Source organism: Lysinibacillus macroides (assembly GCF_001281525.1).
Taxonomy (GTDB): domain Bacteria; phylum Bacillota; class Bacilli; order Bacillales_A; family Planococcaceae; genus Lysinibacillus; species Lysinibacillus macroides.
This window is the reverse complement of sequence record NZ_LGCI01000010.1, coordinates 423203-438174: the sequence shown is the minus strand read 5'-3', so window position 1 is coordinate 438174 and position 14972 is coordinate 423203. Positions and strand designations below refer to the sequence as shown.

The 14972-nt window shown below is 38.5% G+C and carries 16 protein-coding genes and 1 other annotated feature; of the genes, 14 read left to right on the top strand and 2 right to left on the bottom strand.

The window, feature by feature from the left end; all coding sequences use genetic code 11:
* Positions 1-229 precede the first annotated feature (229 nt).
* The 9 genes from ADM90_RS16970 to ADM90_RS16930 all read left to right on the top strand — a co-directional run bounded on the left by ADM90_RS16970 (position 230) and on the right by ADM90_RS16930 (position 9085).
* Positions 230-1204: a PstS family phosphate ABC transporter substrate-binding protein gene (locus ADM90_RS16970; protein ID WP_053996110.1), complete on the top strand. Its 975-nt coding sequence runs from the start codon at positions 230-232 to the stop codon at positions 1202-1204.
* Between the two features lie 64 nt (positions 1205-1268).
* Positions 1269-2216 (top strand): phosphate ABC transporter permease subunit PstC, encoded by a 948-nt coding sequence (gene pstC / locus ADM90_RS16965; RefSeq protein ID WP_053996109.1) that lies wholly within the window; start codon positions 1269-1271, stop codon positions 2214-2216.
* Between the two features lies 1 nt (position 2217).
* A complete protein-coding gene (pstA, locus tag ADM90_RS16960) occupies positions 2218-3096 on the top strand; it encodes a phosphate ABC transporter permease PstA (RefSeq protein ID WP_053996108.1) in 879 nt (292 codons plus the stop codon).
* A 12-nt stretch (positions 3097-3108) separates the two neighbouring features.
* On the top strand, positions 3109-3942 hold the full coding sequence (gene pstB, locus ADM90_RS16955) for a phosphate ABC transporter ATP-binding protein PstB (protein ID WP_053996107.1): 834 nt from the start codon (positions 3109-3111) through the stop codon (positions 3940-3942).
* Between the two features lie 14 nt (positions 3943-3956).
* Entirely contained in the window at positions 3957-4616 is a 660-nt protein-coding gene (gene phoU / locus ADM90_RS16950; protein WP_053996106.1) for a phosphate signaling complex protein PhoU, read from the top strand.
* A 181-nt stretch (positions 4617-4797) separates the two neighbouring features.
* Entirely contained in the window at positions 4798-5670 is an 873-nt protein-coding gene (locus ADM90_RS16945; protein WP_053996105.1) for a vWA domain-containing protein, read from the top strand.
* A gap of 75 nt (positions 5671-5745) precedes the next feature.
* Positions 5746-6816, top strand: coding sequence for a mechanosensitive ion channel family protein (locus ADM90_RS16940; protein WP_053996104.1), 1071 nt, complete (start codon positions 5746-5748; stop codon positions 6814-6816).
* Between the two features lie 39 nt (positions 6817-6855).
* Positions 6856-7066, top strand: a binding site (T-box leader).
* Between the two features lie 64 nt (positions 7067-7130).
* Positions 7131-8516, top strand: a complete 1386-nt coding sequence (gene trpE / locus ADM90_RS16935) for an anthranilate synthase component I (protein ID WP_053996103.1) — start codon at positions 7131-7133, stop codon at positions 8514-8516.
* Positions 8513-9085 carry an anthranilate synthase component II gene (locus ADM90_RS16930; protein ID WP_053996102.1) on the top strand — a complete coding sequence of 191 codons (573 nt, stop codon included), beginning with the start codon at positions 8513-8515 and terminating at the stop codon, positions 9083-9085. The genes trpE and ADM90_RS16930 overlap by 4 nt, the downstream gene beginning before the upstream one ends.
* Before the next feature lie 119 nt (positions 9086-9204).
* Here the strand turns inward: ADM90_RS16930 and ADM90_RS16925 are convergent, their stop codons facing one another.
* Together ADM90_RS16925 and ADM90_RS16920 are read right to left on the bottom strand one after the other, a co-directional pair.
* The gene (locus tag ADM90_RS16925; protein ID WP_053996714.1) at positions 9205-9681 is read right to left on the bottom strand and encodes a hypothetical protein; all 477 of its coding nucleotides are present in this window, start codon (positions 9679-9681) and stop codon (positions 9205-9207) included.
* Positions 9682-9684: 3 nt separating this feature from the next.
* Entirely contained in the window at positions 9685-10128 is a 444-nt protein-coding gene (locus tag ADM90_RS16920; RefSeq protein WP_053996101.1) for a hypothetical protein, read from the bottom strand.
* 224 nt (positions 10129-10352) lie between these two features.
* Between ADM90_RS16920 and ADM90_RS16915 the strand changes: the two genes are divergently transcribed.
* From ADM90_RS16915 to ADM90_RS16895, 5 genes are all read left to right on the top strand, one after another.
* Positions 10353-11549: an IS256 family transposase gene (locus tag ADM90_RS16915; RefSeq protein ID WP_053993757.1), complete on the top strand. Its 1197-nt coding sequence runs from the start codon at positions 10353-10355 to the stop codon at positions 11547-11549.
* Positions 11550-11798: 249 nt separating this feature from the next.
* The gene (locus ADM90_RS16910; protein ID WP_053996100.1) at positions 11799-13106 is read left to right on the top strand and encodes a GHKL domain-containing protein; all 1308 of its coding nucleotides are present in this window, start codon (positions 11799-11801) and stop codon (positions 13104-13106) included.
* Between the two features lie 128 nt (positions 13107-13234).
* On the top strand, positions 13235-13459 hold the full coding sequence (locus tag ADM90_RS16905) for a DUF2829 domain-containing protein (protein ID WP_053996099.1): 225 nt from the start codon (positions 13235-13237) through the stop codon (positions 13457-13459).
* A 53-nt stretch (positions 13460-13512) separates the two neighbouring features.
* Positions 13513-14268, top strand: a complete 756-nt coding sequence (locus ADM90_RS16900; protein WP_053996098.1) for a 3-oxoacyl-ACP reductase — start codon at positions 13513-13515, stop codon at positions 14266-14268.
* A 151-nt stretch (positions 14269-14419) separates the two neighbouring features.
* Complete coding sequence (locus ADM90_RS16895; RefSeq protein ID WP_053996097.1) at positions 14420-14929, top strand: QueT transporter family protein; 510 nt, start codon at positions 14420-14422, stop codon at positions 14927-14929.
* Positions 14930-14972 lie beyond the last annotated feature (43 nt).

The following is a 14972-nucleotide window of genomic DNA, read 5'->3' as shown; positions in this document are numbered from 1 at the left end:
AAAGTTCAAACTCCTCATAAAATATTTCTGACACAATTGCTTATTATAACATCTTTCCTATAGGAAGCAAGCTTCTTACATTGTAAATATGTCTTTACAATCGTTTACAAAGCATTACATGCCTTTACACTTCTTTTACAAACCCTTTATACGACTTCAACAATTAGTCATTATAGTAAAGACTGTAAGATAAATAACTATAAAACAGTTAGTGACGGAGGCAAATGAAATGAAAAAGTGGAAGTACTTAACAATGACAGCGGTAATGGGTTCTGCATTAATGCTTGGTGCATGTGGTGGCGAGTCTGCCCAAAATGGTAATGGCACAGAAACAAATGCATCAACAGACGCAGGGCAAGAGGCATCTGATGAAAAGCTACAAGGCTCTGTGGCTGGAGATGGTTCTTCAACAGTAGCACCAATTATTGAAGCAGTCGTTGAAGAGTATGCAGGTACACAACCAGATGTCAAGGTATCAGTAGGGGTTTCTGGTACTGGTGGTGGTTTTGAAAAATTCATCGCAGGTGAGACAGACTTTTCAAATGCATCTCGTAATATAAAGGATGAAGAGAAAGCTAAATTAGAAGAGGCAGGCATTGATTTTACAGAGCTAGCTTTAGCATATGATGGTTTATCGGTTGTAGTGAACCCAGAAAACGATTGGGCACAAGATTTAACAGTCGAGCAACTACAAAAAATTTGGATTGAAGATGGCACAGAGAAAAAATGGTCTGATATTGATCCATCTTGGCCAGATGAAAAAATCGTTTTCTATTCACCAGGTACGGATTCAGGCACATATGATTACTTTGATGAAGTGATATTAGATGGTGCTGATCTTGTAAGTGCAGCGACATTATCAGAGGATGATAATATGCTTGTCCAAGGTGTTGCAGGTGATAAAAACGCAATCGGCTTCTTTGGTTATGCTTACTACCTTGAAAATAAAGATAAATTACAAATCGTGAAAATCAATGGCGTAGAGCCAACAAATGAAACAATTGAAGCAGGTGAATATACACCACTTTCACGTCCATTATTCACATATGTAAAAAATAGTGCCATGAAAGATAATGAGGCGGCATATGATTTCATTCAATTTACACTAGAAAATGCAGGCGATATGGCTGAGGCAGTTGGTTATGTTCGTTTACCTGAAGAGCAATATACAGAAGGCTTAAAAACTTTAGAAGGCTTAAAATAAGAAGACATGCATAGAGGGAAAGAGGTGTATGCTCTTTCCCTCTCTTATTTGAAAGGAGTTCCCAATGGTTTCTCAAAAGGAAAATAAGACATCATCTGTACAGCAATTAATTGCAAATTCGCGCAACCATAAAACAAAGAAAATAGTGGAAAAAGCAATGCCAACTCTATTATTTTCTGCAGCTATACTTTCAATTTTAACGACATTTGGTATTGTTTTCACCCTTATTTTTGAAACGTTTGAATTTTTCAGACGTGTGTCGATTACAGATTTTCTTTTTGGTACACAATGGCTTCCGTTTTCAGGGAATGAACCACTATTTGGGATTTTACCATTGATCGCTGGGACATTGAAAGTCACGCTGATTGCCATTATAGTAGCTGTCCCATTTGGTATTGGTTCAGCAATTTATTTAAGTGAATATGCAAGTGAAAAAACAAGACGGACAGTAAAGCCTATCTTAGAGGTATTAGCAGGTGTACCAACAATTGTGTATGGTTTCTTCGCTTTAACATTTGTTACACCATTATTACAAGGAATTCTCCCTGAACTTAAATTATTTAATGCACTTAGTCCAGGAATTGTTGTAGGAATTATGATTTTACCAATGATTACCTCTCTGTCAGAGGATGCCATGTCATCTGTACCAAACAGTATGCGTGAAGGGGCTTTAGCGCTAGGAGCAACAAAATTTGAAGTGGCTATCAAAGTTGTATTACCAGCTGCCTTATCTGGTATTGTAGCCTCAGTTGTACTAGCTATTTCCCGGGCAATTGGTGAAACAATGATTGTATCACTTGCGGGTGGTTCTACACCGAAATTTGATTTGAATGTTACAGATTCTATTCAAACAATGACAGCATACATTGTCCAAGTATCAACAGGTGATGCGGGCTATGGTACAACAATCTATTACTCTATTTATTCTGTTGGATTCACACTATTTATCTTTACATTAGCAATGAATTTACTTGCTCACTATATTTCGAAACGCTTCAGGGAGGTTTACTAGCATGCGCTATATAGATGATTCAGTCGTGATGAAACGAATGACCAAGCGTATTACGTTCAATAAAGTTTGGAAAACGTTATTTTTCCTCGCAACGACCTTTGCGCTTGTGACATTAGCAATTTTACTGTATCGCATTATTACACAGGGAATTGATTACTTAAATATCGATTTCTTAACAAACTTTGCATCACGATTTGCCGATAAAGCAGGAATTAAGGCAGCACTAGTAGGCTCGCTTTGGTTAATGACAGTTGTTGCGCCTGTCTCTATTATTTTAGGCGTAGGCACAGCGATTTATTTAGAGGAATATGCCAAGAAAAATAAAATCAACGACTTTATTCGCATGAATATCTCTAATTTAGCAGGTGTCCCTTCCATCGTTTTTGGTTTACTTGGATTAACAATTTTTGTACGTATGTTAGGGCTAGGTAAAAGTGTGCTCGCTGCTGGCTTTACAATGAGTTTATTAATTCTACCAGTTATTATTGTGGCTGCACAGGAGGCTATTCGTGCAGTGCCAAATGAGCAGCGTGAAGCCTCATATGGCATGGGCGCAACAAAATGGCAAACGATTTTACGTGTTGTGCTACCAGCCGCAATTCCAGGGATTTTAACAGGCAGTATTTTAGCACTCTCTCGTGCCATTGGTGAAACAGCACCACTTGTTGTTTTAGGAATTCCAGTTATTTTACAATTTTTACCGAATAGCTTTTTAAGCCAATTTACAGCATTACCAATGCAAATCTATGATTGGGCAAAACGACCACAGGAAGCCTTTCAGTATGTGGCAGCAGCAGGTATTTTAGTGCTAATGACCGTGCTTTTATTAATGAACTCCATTGCTATCTTTATTCGTAATAAATTCCAAAAACGTTATTAATGAGGTGACCTTATGGTACTTGAGGTAAAAAAGGAAACAACAAATATTCAATCCATTCATAAGACAACAAAATCTTCTGTGGCTGTGGCAAAAAATATTGTCTATGATACACGCAACTTAAATTTATGGTATGGTGATCATCACGGTTTAAAGGACATTAATTTAAGCATCTATGAAAATGAAGTAACGGCAATTATTGGACCTTCTGGCTGTGGCAAATCGACCTATTTAAAAACATTAAATAGAATGGTAGAGCTTGTACCGAGCGTTCGAACATCAGGTGAAATTGTCTATCGTGAGCGTAATATTTTAGATAAGAGCTATACAGTGGAGGAACTAAGAACACGTGTAGGCATGGTGTTCCAAAAGCCAAATCCATTCCCAAAATCAATTTATGATAATATTGCCTATGGACCAAGAATTCATGGTATTAAAAATAAAAAGATTTTGGATGAAATTGTTGAGAAATCACTACGAGGTGCAGCAATTTGGGATGAAGTAAAGGATCGTTTAAATCAAAATGCTTATGGTTTATCAGGTGGGCAGCAGCAACGTATTTGTATTGCACGTTGTCTAGCGATTGAGCCAGATGTTATTTTAATGGATGAGCCAACATCTGCCTTAGATCCTATTTCTACTTTAAAGGTAGAGGAGCTTGTGCAGGAGCTAAAGAAAGATTATTCGATTATTATCGTGACACATAATATGCAGCAAGCCGCACGTATTTCTGATCGCACAGCCTTTTTCCTCAGTGGAGAGGTTGTGGAATATGATAAAACAGATATTATCTTCCAAACCCCAGCAGATCAGCGTACAGAAGACTATATTTCGGGACGTTTCGGCTAAGGAGGAGTGAATAGATGATCGTGCGTGAGCGTTTTGAGCAGGAATTAAAAGATGTACAGGCGCAGTTTATTACGATTGCGAATCGAAGTATTGATGCATTAAAAACAGCTTTTACAGCATTAATTGAGCAGGATTTAGAAAAAGCCTTAAAAATTCTCGAGGATGATTTAGATATTAATCGCCTTGAGGAGGAAATCAATGATCAAGTGATTTTAATGATTGCAAAGCAGCAGCCAGTTGCTACGGATTTACGTCGTCTTATGGTGCTTGTAAAGGCGGCATCGGATATGGAACGCGTAGGTGACTATGCGGTTAATATTGCCAAGGAAGCGATACGGATTGGTAAAGAACCGATTGTTTTCCCTCTAACCAATTTACAAACGATGTGTGATAAAACAGTGGAAATGTTAGAAAACATTATTAAGGCCTTTACAGAGGAAAATACAGTACGAGCGAAAGAAATTGCTGAGCTTGATGACTATGTCGATGATTTATATGGGGCAACCATTGTACTGTTGCTACGCGCAGGCATTGACAATCCAGCACACATTTCACAAATTACGCATTTAACCTTTATTTGCCGTTATTTAGAGCGTTCGGCTGATCATGCTACAAATATCGCTGAACATCTATTTTACCTAATAAAAGGCAAACATTATGAATTAAATAATTAATTGGAGAAGAGCTGATAGAGCAGCTCTTCTTTTTCTATGGCTAAATATAAAATTTTCTGGAACAGGCAACATTGTCTGTTAGATGACGTCAATATAGCGAGTAAATTTGTATTGTCAAAAAAATTTTTTGGTTATACTATAGACATTATTCAAAACTGTAGTACTTAGGAGGTGCTAGTGTATGCAAGACGTGATACAAGCACTGATCGGAAAATTAGATGGTGACATGACGCTTGAACAACGTCACTATTTACGCTTTCTATATGATCATTTGCATCTCGAAGAATTAAACAATCGAGAACAACAATATTTTATTAACTATTTTTTCGAAAGTGAGTCATTGCAAAATATGGCAGCCTTTGCGCTTGAATTGGCAGAAAGTATACAGGAAATGCAAGAAAATATCCCTGCGATTGAGCAAGCAGAGCGACTAGCAAACAGCCACGAGCAACGTCTATATTATGAACGAAAATGCTCTGAGCAAAGACGTCAGCAGCTCAAGCAGCAAACAACCAAGCAGGATAATGTGTTATATGTGCCATTTCAGCACACTAAAAAAGAGTGTGGTCCTATGATTATTTGCTTAGAGCAAACGGCAGGGATGGCGGCTTATTCCGAGCTTTGTAAAAGTATGATTTTACCATTATTTATGCATGCACATCAGGAGGGGCGTGATTTGTATATTGTCCCTTATAATCATCAAATACATGTGCACTATCGCTTTGAAAATGGTCATGTGAATATAGCGGATTTTCAAAGCTTTATCAACTATAAGGCAAGTGGAGAAGCAGCTATGCTACCTGTTTTACAATTTGTTCATGCCTTGCTACAGGAAAATCAACAAGATGCTGAGGCAGATGTTATTGTATTTACAGAAGGCACACCAATTGATGGGCAACAGCTTATGAGCGAACAGGCAACAGCGATGCTAGAGGATATGACACAAAAATATCATGCTGAATTTTCAGTGGTTGCCATGCAGGAAGAGCATTTTAATCCGCAGCAATTTTGGTTTGCTCATAAGGCTTTTTTTGCGGATCATGCGATACAATAACAACAAGAGGGGTGACGATTATAAAGGTCAGCTCCTTTTTGTTGGCGATACATAGGTACTTTAAAGGAGAAAGACATGGAGTCATTAAAATGGTTTTTACCTAAGTTTACAGTTCCAACTTGGCTAGATGTTGTCATTGCTATTGCACTTTGCCTTGTTGGCTGGCTTATTCAACGATTTGTTATTCAGAAAATTATTAAGCATATTGTACTGTTTTTAAAAAATCGACACCGTCATTTCCAAGCAAATGTGCTTGCCCAATTTAGCAAAGCAATTGGCTATGCCTTTTTAACAGCAGTGATTGTGTTAAGTCTTTCCTATTTAATAGATGTTCCTTTATTCACACATCCATCAACAAAAAACTTTGCATTATCCATTATGGTGTTTTTTGCTTTTAAAGGTGTCTATGATGTTTTACATTTTTATACAAAACAGCCATTTCAATTATCAGATGAAGAGGATCAAAATGTCTTATTGCCGTTTTTTCTACGAATCGGTAAAGTACTGATTATGATTTTTGCCATGTTCACCATTGCTTCGTTTTGGAATTTTAATCTCAATGGCTTTTTAACAGGAATTGGCTTAACAGGTGTAGCAATTGCCTTTGGGATTCGTGATACATTAGGTCATCTCTTTGGTGGTATGTCCGTTGCGTTAGATAACCCATTTCAAATTGGAGATTGGATAGCGACGGAGGACCAAAAGATTGAAGGGACGATTGAGGATATCAACCTTCGAAGTACTTTAATTCAAACAGGAGATAAAGGTCTTGTGTATGTGCCGAACGCCTATTTAGTAAATCGTCCGATCTATAATTTATCACGTCGCGAAAAACGAAAATGCGAACAATTTTTATATGTCGCTATCGACAATAGTGAGGAAACATTGCGTAGCGCGCTCACGGCTATTCATAAGGAAATTTATTTACACGACCAAACGGAGAAAGAAATGATTCATGTTTATATTGATGAGCTGCATCATGATTATTATCGTGTACTTGTCCGTTTCTTTGTTGCCACAAATGATACCGCTGTTATGCTGGAAGTACGGCAAGATATTTTATTTGCTATTCGACAAATAATGGATGATTTTGCGATGACATTGGTGAGTTCAGTGGAGGATGAACAATCGCGTTATAAAAAATAAATTGAATTGTAAGATAATTTGCTTTACAATAGTATCAAGCAATCAGCTTTGATGAAGAGTAGTAGCTATTATTATTTGTGATAGAGAGCTAGTGGTTGGTGGAAACTAGTACAAATGAATGGCGAATGGACTTCGGAGCTCTAATCCAGAATAACAGAGTATGGATTAGCGTATGCCTACGTTATAAGGCTTAGAGTGGGTCTTGCGATAAGACCAATAAAGGTGGCACCACGGCTTTTCCGTCCTTTTGTGATGGAAAGGCCTTTTTCTATGGTGTAAAAAGACGAGCAGAGTTTAGAGAAGGAGAGAAATGTATGACAGTTGAGCTTAGCAAGTATGCGATGAAAGTGTTACAGGGGGATATGATGACCCCGATCTCGGTGTATCAAGCATTAACAGGGCAATATAAAATGTTATTCGAATCGTCAGCCAAGCATGAGGAAAGCGGACGATATTCGTTTATCGCTGTGAACCCCGTTGCTGAATTAACAGGAAATCAGGAAGAATATACATTTTCTAAAGAGGAAGAACAAGAGAAAACAAGCGGAAATGTACTTGATAAATTAAAGCAGGTTATGCCTTTTCATCAAGCCTCCTATCCATTTGCCTTTTTTGGGGGCGCGATTGGCTTCTTCGGTTATGAGACAGCTTTTTATACGGAAAAAATTGGCGAATATTTGCAGGATGATTTAGCCATGCCAGATGTCCATGTTTTTTTCTATGATACATTTATTGTTTTTGATCATTTAAAGCAGGAAATTACACTAGCCTCTATTGATTTATTTCAGGAAGGGCGTACGTTAGAGGAGATGGAGACAGCTGTTTTGGCGATGGAGCAACAGCTTTATGCAGGGGCAACATTTGATGCTGCAAAGGTAAATACACTGGCATTTAAGCCAATGATTTCCAAGGAGCAATTTGTAGCATTGGTGGAGCGTGCCAAGCAGCATATTTTAAAGGGAGATATCTTCCAAATTGTGCTGTCACAACGCTTTTCAGCACCATTTACAGGCTCACCCTTTGCATTGTATCGACAATTGCGTACAACAAACCCTTCGCCCTATATGTTTTATATGGATTATGGCGCCTATGTTATTTTAGGAACCTCTCCTGAAAGTCTTGTAAAAGTAAAAAATCGACAGGTAACAACAAATCCCATTGCGGGTACAAAGCCTCGCGGTGCAACAGCCGAGCAGGATGAGGAAATTGCGAATGCTTTACTACAGGATGAAAAAGAAATCGCTGAGCATCGTATGTTGGTGGATTTAGGTCGCAATGATCTTGGTCGCATTGCTAAAGTTGGTTCTGTTCAGCTAATGAAATATATGACGATTGAGCGTTATAAATATGTGATGCATATTGTATCAGAGGTGATTGCAGACTTACGAGATGACCTTCATGTGCTAGATGTACTTCGAGCTTGTTTACCTGCTGGTACGGTATCAGGTGCGCCCAAAATTCGTGCTATGCAGCTAATTAATGAATTAGAGCCAGTGAAGCGTGGTGTTTATGCTGGGGCAGTCGGCTATATTTCAACGACAGGTGATATGGATTTAGCACTTGCGATTCGCACAATGATTATTAAGGATCAGCAAGCCCATGTGCAGGCAGGGGCCGGTATTGTCTACGATTCTGTACCATTATCTGAATATGAGGAAACGCTCAATAAAGCTCGTGCGCTATTGGAGGTAAAAAAATGATTTTATTAATTGATAACTATGATTCCTTTACCTATAATCTTTTTCAACAAATTAGTATGCTAGGGAAAAACGTGGAAGTGGTGCGGAATGACGCCATTACAATAGAAGAAATTCAAGCTATGTCACCAGAGGCTATTATTTTATCACCTGGACCAGGAACGCCGACAGAAGCAGGCATTACGGTAGAGGTTATTCGAGAGCTGTATCAAGAGTTTCCGATATTAGGTATTTGTCTGGGACATCAATCTATTGGGCAGGCTTTTGGGGCAAATATTGTGCAGGCGCAACAGATTATGCATGGGAAGCTATCGTCCTTACAATATAAAAAAACAGGCCTATTTGCACAATTAGCTGGTGAAATTCAAGTGATGCGCTACCATTCCTTGATTATTGAACAGCCTACATTACACAAGGATTTTAACATTATTGCTACATCCTGTGATGATGGAGAGATTATGGCGATTCAGCATAAGGAATATCCTCTTTTTGGTCTACAATTTCATCCTGAGTCCATTGGCACAAAAGAAGGCAGCTTGATGATGCAAGCCTTCTTAGAAAGCATTGCCTAGTAATCTAAAAAGCTGTCACCTAATTTGAGTAGGTAACAGCTTTTTGTTTATCCCGTATTAACAATCTTTTCGTAGCATCAGGTACAGGCCGTAAGGTTCTCACTCATTGAAAATTCACTTTATTGTTTTTTGCCTGTAATTAAGTTAGCAATTTCCTCTAAGGACATGGAAGAATTAATTTCATAGGAGCCAATTTGCAGGCTACGTGCATATTTAGCATTGGCGAGTAATAGCTCCATTTCCACACTATTTGTAATAATCCCACCGTCTTCAAGCTTTTGGGCAACAATATAAGGCGTAATGCCGCTATAAATTTGGAGTGTCATGGTTGTCGCCTCTCTAGTTGGCTTGTCAGCTTGCTCAGCCGTCTCTGTAGCCGGTGTTTCAGCTGGCTGTTCCTTTTTTAGCTGTTCTTTTAATGATGCAATTTCTTCATTGGCTTGATGTAGCTTAGTTTGTAATTCCTTCGCATCCTGCTTTGTAGAGGAAGCCACTGTTGGAAGCCCGATATTTAGGTCAAAGCGATCAGCAAGCGCGAGCAATGCGCCGATAAGAAAAATAGCAATACCAAAGGCACGGATGGCAGATTGATTCATCAATTATCGACCTCCGTTTGCAATTACTTGACGAACTTGTTCCTCTGTTAAATTAGAACGAATACTAATATCTGCAACAGAAAGACCTTGCCTGTTTAATTCAAGCACCTGACTAATAATAATTTGATGAATCGGTTTTGTCTGTGCGGTTGTTTGAGTAGTCTTTGCTGTTTGAGCCGCTTGTTGTACAGCCTGCATCATTTGCTGTACCTTAGGGTTGTGAGCTGTATGATGAGAAGTTGATTTCGATTTTACTTGGAATTCAGGCTCTAATAACAGTTCTTCCTCCACAACTTTTAGGCGACGTTTTAATTGATTTGTTTCTTGGAAAATGGAGATGGATAATTCTTCGACATCTTTTTCGACTTTTTTCGCGCTATTTTTGAAAAAGAAGGAGACAATGATCAGAAAAATTCCAATGCTCATTAATAGGATCGATAAATCCACTAGCTTCACCTCATTATAGTATGTAATTATAAGGTATTTTACCATATGCAAAGTTAATATGAAATGAAGGTAGATTTTTTTTCAGTTTATGTTATAATAGGTTAGTCGTATAAAAAAGAGAGTATAAAATATTTTGTGTAAATAGAAAATTCCATAGAAAAAGGAAGACCCTTTCTTGGTAGAATTAAGTCACCACAACCAATCCTAGAAAAGAGGTCTTCCCTATGAATCAGTTTACAACAGAAATTGTCGATGCACTAGTCAAAAAACAAGATATTACCGAGGTTTTTCGTTCGCACTTGGAAATGGCGATCAACTCGCTACTGGCGACAGAGCTGACGGAATTTTTGGATTACGAAAAATACGATCGTATCGGGTTCAACTCAGGCAATTCTCGCAATGGGTCTTATTCGCGTACACTTCACACGGAGTACGGCGATTTAACGCTTCAAATCCCGCGGGATCGCAACGGTGAGTTTAAACAACAGACAGTGGTACCATATAAGCGCTCGAACGATACGCTGGAAGAAACGGTCATTCACTTGTTCAAAAAAGGCATTACGATGGCGGAAATTGCGCAATTAATTGAGAAAATGTATGGGCATCACTATACGCCGCAAACGATTTCGAATATGACAAAGGCTGTTTCAGAAACGGTAGAAGCCTTTAATAACCGTCCTTTGCACAATCGTTACGTATGCGTGTATTTAGACGCGACGTATATTGCCGTGCGTCGTGATACGGTGTCAAAAGAGGCCGTCTATATTGCAGTTGGTATTCGTGAAGACGGCTCTAAAGAAGTGCTTGGCTATACGATTGCCCCAACAGAATCGGCCTACAACTGGCAGGAGCTACTACAAGAGCTCAAAGACCGTGGTGTAGAAGACGTACTTTTATTCGTATCAGACGGCTTAAAAGGCATGGCAGACGCTGTGTTTAATGTGTTTCCAAAGGCAAAATATCAGGTGTGCCTTGTCCATGTGGCACGCAATATCATGCATAAAGTCCGAGTAGAAGATCGCAAGGAAGTGTGCGAGGATTTTAAAACGATTCACCAGGCAAAGAACGCTGAAGCAGCGAAAAAAGCGCTCGAGACGTTCTGCGAAAAATGGGGCAAATCGTATAAAAAAGTCGCACAAGGCTTACTCGAAAACCCGTATTTACTGACGTTTTACGGCTTTCCCAAGGCGATTTGGCGAAGCATCTACTCGACGAATTTAATCGAGTCGTTCAATAAGCAAATCAAAAAATATACAAAGCGCAAGGAACAGTTCCCGAACGAAGAATCGTTGGAGCGCTTTTTAGTGACGCAGTTCGAAGACTATAATCAACGTTTCGCCACACGCTGCCACATCGGCTTCAATCAGGCCCGTGCAAAGCTAGAAGAAATGTTTGAGCAGCTGCACGAACCGGCAAACTAGACCGGGACGCGCCAGCGCGAAATTTGAGTGTGTAGGAAAGGGCTAGCCCTTTCCTACACACTCAAATCAACACTTCGAACAAGTACAATTGAATACACAGGTGATGAGTTCCCTTGAACGGGTGAATCGTCATTTACACAAAAATATTGACAGTACCTAGACAAGCGATGTTTGCTTACAAGTGAAGAATAAAGTTAATGATCTTTAAAATTGGAATTAATCTCTATAGATGAGGAAGTCTCGTTTTTTATGAAAAATCGTAAAATAAAACTAATTTTAATACTAGCAGTGATTTTATTATGTGTGTTTACAAGTTTAAATATTATTACATCTTATGTGAAAATTAAAAAGACGGTAGAGGAGTCCATTGCCAATCAAAGTTTAGAGGCTGCCATTTCTATTGCTTCTGCTATAGATACAGATACATATAAAAAATTTTTAGAAGATCCCCAAAAAAATGATTATTATTGGGAAATAAGAAATTACTTAAATGATGCAAGAGTAAAGACAGGCGCTTTATTTGTTTATACCATATTGGTGGATAATCCAGAGGTATCAAGTGCTATGATTATGGGATTACCGAAAGAGCATGCCATGAGCTTTGATATTGGAGAAACTTGTACAGTGCCTGCAAACGAAGTATACAAGGCTTATAATGGAGAAACCTATGTAACAGAGGTTATTGATGATGTTCTACACGGTTCTTACGTCTCAGTCGGTGCTCCAATCAAAGATGAGGCAGGCGAAATTGTTGGTTATCTTGGCATTGATATTAGTGCAGATATGCTAAATGGTATTAAGGGAAAAGTGATTAAAGACAATATCTTTATGTTTATTTTTAATGGTGTACTGATTTTAGTGGTGATTGCTTCCTTTTTATTGCTCCAAAGATGGTATCAAAAGGAGGTAGCAAAGGAGGTTGGTGCTACAGAGGATACCTATCAAGCAGAAATTAAAACATTAATTGCTTCGGTATCGTCACTACGTCATGATTTTACGAATCATATCCAAGTTTTACATGGACTATTGCAATTAGAAAAAACAGAACAAGCTAAGCAATATTTGTGTTCATTATCGAAAGAGGTACAAGCCATTCAATCACTTCGAGTAAACATTGATCATCCAGGCTTGTCTATTTTATTGCAAACGAAGAAATTAACAGCTCAAAATCATAATATTGATATGGACTTTACCATTTCCCAAAATGCCTTTTATAAAATTAAAACAACTGATTTAATTAAGATTTTATCCAATTTAATTGATAATGCTATTGAGGCTGCTATTGAATTGCCAGAGGGCCAACGTAAAATTACAATTTGCTGTAAAGCAGATGAGACACAATATGACTTTAGTGTAACAAATACAGGCCCTAATATTGAAGATACAACCTATATATTTAAACGAGGGTTTTCTACAAAAAAAGCAGGGAATGGAAAAATTAGAGGTCAGGGCTTATTTATTGTGAAAGAAATTGTCCAAAAATATAATGGGCATATTGCCTTTGACTCTTCCAACTATCAAGAAACAACGGCTATTGTTAAAATTCCAATCAAATAATTAAAATTAGATAATATTGTAGTTTTTCATAAGAATGATTGTACAGATAGTATCCTGAGGAAGGTTGTCAATATGGAAAAAATCCCGTATACTAATGCGATAAAGAATGGATATAAAGGATGGAATATATGACTTTTGAAGAAATATTACCGCGCTTAAAAGTAGGACAAAAGGTGATTCGCGAGGGCTGGAGCGGTGCTGAGCTCTATGTGAAGCTAGTTGACCAAAGCGAGCATGCCGGCGAAACATTGAATCCTTATTTTTTAATTAATGTGCGAGGTGAGGGCTATACTATGTTCACACCCACTGTATGTGATTTATTAGCAGAAGATTGGGTAATTGTAGAATCGTAATAAGAGAAGTCATCTCAAGTTGTGGGATGACTTCTTTCTGTGAGGAGAAACTTATGAAGTTTGAAGAATATATGAATAAAACGGTATTTATTACAGGTGCAGCCTCAGGTATTGGCTATGCTCAAGCTGTTGCATTTTTAGAAAATGGGGCGAATGTATTCGCTTTTGATTTAGAGGAGCAAGGATTTGTTCATTTACAGCAGCAATACTCTGATCATTTTGCCTATAAGGTTGGCACGGTGTGTAGTCAAAATGATGTGGAGCAGTCATATTTGGAAGCAATCTCGAAATTTAAGCAAATTGATATTTTATGTAATACGGCAGGTATTTTAGATGGTTTTGCGAAAACACTGGATACTGACGAAGCGTTGTGGGATAAAATTATGAACACGAATGTAAAGGGAACATTCTTTGTAACGAATACAATTTTACCGCATATGGTGGAACGTGGCTCTGGCACAATTATTAATATGGCATCGATTGCAGGACTTGTTGCGGGTGGTGGCGGTGCAGCCTACACAGCTTCTAAACATGCCATTATTGGCTATACAAAGCAGCTAGACTTAGATTATTGCCGCCTGGGAATTCGGGCGAATGCGATAGCACCGGGGGCCATTCAAACACCGATGAATAAGGCAGATTTTGAAGGTGACGGAGAAATGGCAAAATGGGTAGCCCATGAAACGCCAGCAGGTCGCTGGGCACAGCCTCATGAAGTTGCAAATTTAACACTATTTTTAGCAAGCTCGGCTGCTGATTATATCCATGGGGCAGTGCTACCAATTGATGGTGGCTGGCTGACAAAATAGGATTGTTCAATAAGATATTCTTCTGCTATAATACGCAGGTAAGCAAAAATTTGCTTGCACTACGGCACTTCAGATAGGGCGTGTAGCTCTCTTCCTTTGGTCGTAGTTATTACTAAAATAGCGACTCGCTATTTTACAAAGGAGAATAAAATTGAATACATCTATTGCAAAAGATTCAAGCCGTGTTTCTGTAAGTGAGCTTACAAAAACGGCACTTGTTGCAGCTCTTTATGTGGCTGTAACGGTTGCATTATCAGTCATTAGCTTTGGCGCTGTCCAGCTACGGTTGTCAGAAATGTTTAATTATCTGGCATTATACAATAGGCGCTATGTTGTGGCGGTGACTTTAGGCGTAATACTAGCTAATTTTATGTCACCAACGTGGATACTGGATGTGCCAATCGGAGGAATTGCAACCTTCCTTGTCTTACTACTATGTAGACGCATTACAAAACATATGACAAATGACATTGCCAAAATGGTTGTTACTGCATTAATTTTTGCTGTCTCCATGTTTACGGTTGCTGGACAATTAACGATCCTGTATGACCTTCCTTTTTGGGCAACATGGTTTACAGTGGGCGTTGGAGAATTATTGTCGATGACTGTTGGTGGATTGACGATTTACTTACTAAATAAAAAAATAGATTTATCTAAATAAAATGAGCGAGCGTCCGATGAAGGGAGGCTCGCTTTTTTATGTT

Excerpts from the sequence above, each read along its gene's own strand:
- ADM90_RS16970 (WP_053996110.1), top strand. The coding sequence starts at position 230 with ATGAAAAAGTGGAAGTACTTAACAATGACAGCGGTAATGGGTTCTGCA.
- pstC (WP_053996109.1), top strand. The coding sequence starts at position 1,269 with ATGGTTTCTCAAAAGGAAAATAAGACATCATCTGTACAGCAATTAATT.
- pstA (WP_053996108.1), top strand. The coding sequence starts at position 2,218 with ATGCGCTATATAGATGATTCAGTCGTGATGAAACGAATGACCAAGCGT.
- pstB (WP_053996107.1), top strand. The coding sequence starts at position 3,109 with ATGGTACTTGAGGTAAAAAAGGAAACAACAAATATTCAATCCATTCAT.
- phoU (WP_053996106.1), top strand. The coding sequence starts at position 3,957 with ATGATCGTGCGTGAGCGTTTTGAGCAGGAATTAAAAGATGTACAGGCG.
- ADM90_RS16945 (WP_053996105.1), top strand. The coding sequence starts at position 4,798 with ATGCAAGACGTGATACAAGCACTGATCGGAAAATTAGATGGTGACATG.
- ADM90_RS16940 (WP_053996104.1), top strand. The coding sequence starts at position 5,746 with ATGGAGTCATTAAAATGGTTTTTACCTAAGTTTACAGTTCCAACTTGG.
- trpE (WP_053996103.1), top strand. The coding sequence starts at position 7,131 with ATGACAGTTGAGCTTAGCAAGTATGCGATGAAAGTGTTACAGGGGGAT.
- ADM90_RS16930 (WP_053996102.1), top strand. The coding sequence starts at position 8,513 with ATGATTTTATTAATTGATAACTATGATTCCTTTACCTATAATCTTTTT.
- ADM90_RS16925 (WP_053996714.1), bottom strand. The coding sequence starts at position 9,681 with ATGAATCAATCTGCCATCCGTGCCTTTGGTATTGCTATTTTTCTTATC.
- ADM90_RS16915 (WP_053993757.1), top strand. The coding sequence starts at position 10,353 with ATGAATCAGTTTACAACAGAAATTGTCGATGCACTAGTCAAAAAACAA.
- ADM90_RS16910 (WP_053996100.1), top strand. The coding sequence starts at position 11,799 with ATGAAAAATCGTAAAATAAAACTAATTTTAATACTAGCAGTGATTTTA.
- ADM90_RS16905 (WP_053996099.1), top strand. The coding sequence starts at position 13,235 with ATGACTTTTGAAGAAATATTACCGCGCTTAAAAGTAGGACAAAAGGTG.
- ADM90_RS16900 (WP_053996098.1), top strand. The coding sequence starts at position 13,513 with ATGAAGTTTGAAGAATATATGAATAAAACGGTATTTATTACAGGTGCA.